Source organism: Gemmatimonas sp. (assembly GCF_044345575.1).
GTDB lineage: Bacteria > Gemmatimonadota > Gemmatimonadetes > Gemmatimonadales > Gemmatimonadaceae > Gemmatimonas.
In genome coordinates this window covers 1-4,024 of the sequence record NZ_JBIJAW010000296.1, presented here as the reverse complement: position 1 = coordinate 4,024, position 4,024 = coordinate 1, and the positions used below count along the sequence as shown (strand labels likewise).

Annotated in this window: 3 protein-coding genes; 2 read left to right on the top strand and 1 reads right to left on the bottom strand. The window is 69.3% G+C overall.

The genetic code is table 11. From position 1 onward, the window contains the following. Positions 1–1,884: hypothetical protein (locus ACIQ6O_RS13890; protein WP_396208381.1), on the bottom strand; the 1,884-nt coding region annotated here is incomplete at its 3' end. Positions 1,885–1,943: 59 nt separating this feature from the next. Between ACIQ6O_RS13890 and ACIQ6O_RS13885 the strand changes: the two genes are divergently transcribed. Both ACIQ6O_RS13885 and ACIQ6O_RS13880 read left to right on the top strand, forming a co-directional pair. Continuing rightward, positions 1,944–3,128, top strand: coding sequence for a DHHA1 domain-containing protein (locus ACIQ6O_RS13885; protein ID WP_396208380.1), 1,185 nt, complete (start codon positions 1,944–1,946; stop codon positions 3,126–3,128). Between the two features lie 160 nt (positions 3,129–3,288). After that, positions 3,289–3,831 carry a DinB family protein gene (locus ACIQ6O_RS13880; RefSeq protein ID WP_396208379.1) on the top strand — a complete coding sequence of 181 codons (543 nt, stop codon included), beginning with the start codon at positions 3,289–3,291 and terminating at the stop codon, positions 3,829–3,831. Positions 3,832–4,024 lie beyond the last annotated feature (193 nt).

The following is a 4,024-nucleotide window of genomic DNA, read 5'->3' as shown; positions in this document are numbered from 1 at the left end:
CGAGAGCTCGGCATCCACCGTCTGCTCGGTGAGCCGATTCACGTCGAGATAGGCGATGCCGTTGGGGAGCGTGAGCGAGGCCGACTGCGCCGGGCGCTCCACCTGCGGCTGCAACGCCATGTACTCGACGCGGCGCGGAATGTTGAGCTGACGCTCGCGCCCGGTCACGTCACGCAGGCGATACAGCGTCCCCCCCACGGCGCCGCGCGGCATGAGCGTCGCGAGCTGCTGCTGACGCGACCAGTCGTTGGGGGCGGACACGGCGCGTCGCCGTTCCTGCATCCAAGCGGGCACGGGATAACCATCGGCGGCCACCACTTCCTGTCCGACGCGCAGGTCGAGCGCGCGCGTGACCGAATCGGGGATCACGTCGCTGATCACGGCGCGTCCGTCGACCCAGCGCACACGAAATGGCACCGTGGCGATCCCTTGCACCGTGTCTACCATGGCGCCGCGCACACTCACCTGCGCATCGTCGAACGAGCTCGCGAAGCTCACGAGCGCCGCGGCATACTCGGTGGAATAGCGCGCCGCTTCGAGACGCGGCAACGTCCGTGCGAACACGTCATCGATGTCGTCGTCGTAGAGATCACGATGCGCGTGGCGGGCCCGCATGGCACTCCACACGCGGGCGCCCGCGAGTACGCGCGAGCCCATGTACGGATACGGGTCGGTGTCGTAGTAGGCCGGCAGCGCCGCGCGCGGCCGCACACTCGCCAACCGTGACGCGCGCACGAAACGCCCGCTGCGCAACATCGCCACCGCCGCGCGCAGCGCCGGGGCACTGTCGGCCGCGGCCGCCGCGCGAGCGACGGTGGTGTCGGCCACCAGCCCGCCGCTGCCGTCGGCATGCAGCAGCTCGCCGGTGCGCAGACGCACCGACAGCCCGGCACTAATGGGAATGCGCACACTCGGAACGAGAGCGTCGTCGCGGACGGTTCCTTCGGCCACGAGCGTCGCCCGCCCTGTGGCGAACAGACCCAATACGGCACGCGGCATCACGGTATGCTCGTTGGCGAGCACCACGATGCGGCGGGGCAGCGGATTGATGGGGGACACGAGCGCCCCATCGCGACCCAGCCACGCATCGTCGAACGTCCACCCAGTGGCGTCCAGCCGCGCGCCGCCCACACGACGCACACGCACGCCACTGATGGTGAACGGGACGGTTGTGAGGCGCTCGGCGAGCTGGGTGCGCGCCACGAACGCATCCACGCTGTCGACGTGCGCACCGGGGCTCGCCGTGCGGAGATCGAGCACCACGCGGGCGGGAACCTGGGCGAGTGCCTGCCGCACACCGACTGCGGCGCTTTCCTCGTATCGCGTGGCGGAGGGGAGCTGTAGCACCAGAATGCTGTCGCGCGTTCGCTCGACGTTGGCGGTGGCCACCACCAGCCCGTCACCCTCACCGGTCACCTCGGTATCACGCTCGACGCGCGATAATGGGTCGTTGAGGGCCGCGAGAAAGCGCGCATAGGCCACTTCCAGCTGCGCGGCGTCGCTGGCACGGCGCACCAGGGTGACGGCACGGATGAACGCCGAGTCGAGCGGCGCGCCGCGCACGGCCACGGCCGGATGATGCAGTGACGCCAGATGCCAGACGTACGACAGGCGCAACAGCCGCGCCACGCCGGCGGAATCGGAGGCGGCCGCCTCGGGTTCGGGGTCGTCCTGCACGGGCGGCAACACGACGGCGACGCGCGTGGCGTCTACCTCCCGGACGGTCGCGGGAGTCGACTGCGGCGTGGGCGCCGCTGGCAGACACCCGGATACGGCAACCGCGACCACCGCGGCACCGAGGTAAGACAGCGGACGCAACGTGGCACGCGTCATATTGAATACCGAGTGGCTGGTCGCCGTGGATTCCCGTAGCTGTCGCGGCATGGCCTCCAAGATAGCCCTCTCCGCTTCCCGTACCGAGTCTTGACCGAGTATCCGTGGCCATGAGTGCTTCCGAGTCTACCCTGCGGCTGTATTACGACGATGCCACGCTGGCCCGCTTCAGCGCCACCGTGACGGCTACCGCCACCGACGGCCGCGTGGTGTATCTCGACCGCACCGCCTTCTATCCGACCTCCGGCGGCCAGCCACACGATCTGGGCACGCTGGCCGATGTACCCATCGTGGACGTGGTCGATGAGGAGACGCGGGTGGCGCATCATCTCGCCGAGCCGCTGGGATTGCCGGTGGGCGCCATGGTGGTGGGTCAGGTGGACATGGTGCGGCGGGTGGATCACATGCAGCAACACACCGCGCAGCACCTGCTGTCGGCGCTGCTCACCGATCACTACGGGTGGCCCACGGTGAGTGTGCACTTCGGCGACGACTACTCCACCGTCGACGTCGCCTGCGCCGACGGCATCGATGGCGAGGAGCTCGCGCGCATCGAGCATCGGGCCAATGGCCTGGCGCTCGAGAATCACGAAGTCACGGTGACGTATGAGGACGCGGCCACGGCCACCGGCCTGCGCAAGGCCAGTGAGCGCGATGGCACGCTGCGCATCATCACCATCGAAGGGCTCGACCGGAGCGCGTGTGGCGGTACCCACGTGGGGCGCACCGGGGAAATCGGGGCCATCTTCCTGCGCCGCGCTGAACGCACGCGCGGCAACACGCGCATCGAGTTTGTGGCCGGCTATCGCGCCATTCGCCGCGCCCGCACCGACGCCGACCTGCTCACGCGCGCGGCGCGTCCGCTGTCGGCGGCGCCCGCCGATTTGCCGGCGCTCATCGAGCAGCAGCAGGCCCGGCTCACGGAACTCGACCGCGAGCGGAAGCGGCTCGCGAGTGAGCTGGCGGTGCACGAAGCGCAGGCCCTGTGGGACGGGGCGACCATCGCGGACGAAGTACGACGCATTCGCCACGAGACCGCGGGGGCGGTGAAGGACGCCGACCCGCTCGTACAGCAGTTGCTCGCACGCGGCCGCTGTGTGGTGCTGGTGACAAACACGCCGACGGGTGGCGTACTGCTCGCGGCCTCGGCCGACAGCGGGGTGGATGCCGGCCAAGCGTTACGCCCCGCGCTGCAGGCGGCGGGCGGCCGTGGGGGTGGCTCCCCGCGTGTGGCGCAGGGCGCGGTGGCCTCACCATCGGCGCTGCCGGCTGTGATTGCGGCGCTGGGGTTCTAGCGCTGACGAACTGCGTTCGCGGAGGCGCGGAGTATGCGGAGGGCGCTGAGGACCGCATAGCTTTCCTTCCGTGCAACGAGGGGTCTCCGCGCACTCTCAGGATTTCTCCGCGCCTCCGCGAAAGCAGTTTCCCCTGACACGTCCGCCAACCGAGTCGGCCATGACACCCATCGCCCGCCCCGCCGCAAACGAGCACGCGCCGTACTACGCCGGCTATATCGATGCCGCCGAGGCCTCCCTGACACAGCGCGGCCTCGCCGACGTGGTGGCCCTGCTCGAGGCGCAGACCGCTGATTGGCAGGCGCTCATGGCCGCCGTACCCGAATCCGCGGCGTCACACGCCTATGCGCCCGGCAAATGGACACTCGGCGAGTCGCTGGTGCATGTGAGCGATACCGAGCGGGTATTCGCGTATCGTCTGCTGCGCATCGCACGCGGTGACCGGACCCCGCTCCCCGGGTTCGAACAGGATGATTGGGTCCCCACCAGTCGGGCCGGACGGCGGTCGCTCGCCGACATCCTCGCGGAGATGTATGCCGTGCGCGCCGCCACCCTGGCGCTGGTGCGGTCGCTCGACGACGAGGCAATCGGCCAGAGCGGTGTAGCCAGTGGCAAAGACGTGACGGCCCGCGCGTTGGTGTGGATGATTGCGGGACACATGCAGCATCACTTTGGGTTGACGCGGGACAAGTACCTCGGGTAGGCGGCCGGCGAGGCACCTCGGGAGCTGGTTGAGCGGGAGCTGGTGCGACGGAAGCTGGTGATGCGCGATATTGAGCAACGGGAACAGCAACTCCCGTAGGACTAGCTCCCGTGGGACTAGCTCCCGTTGCGCCAGCTCGCGTTTCTGCAGCTCCCGCTTGACGCCAAGGCACCGCATTCGACGCCCAAAACGG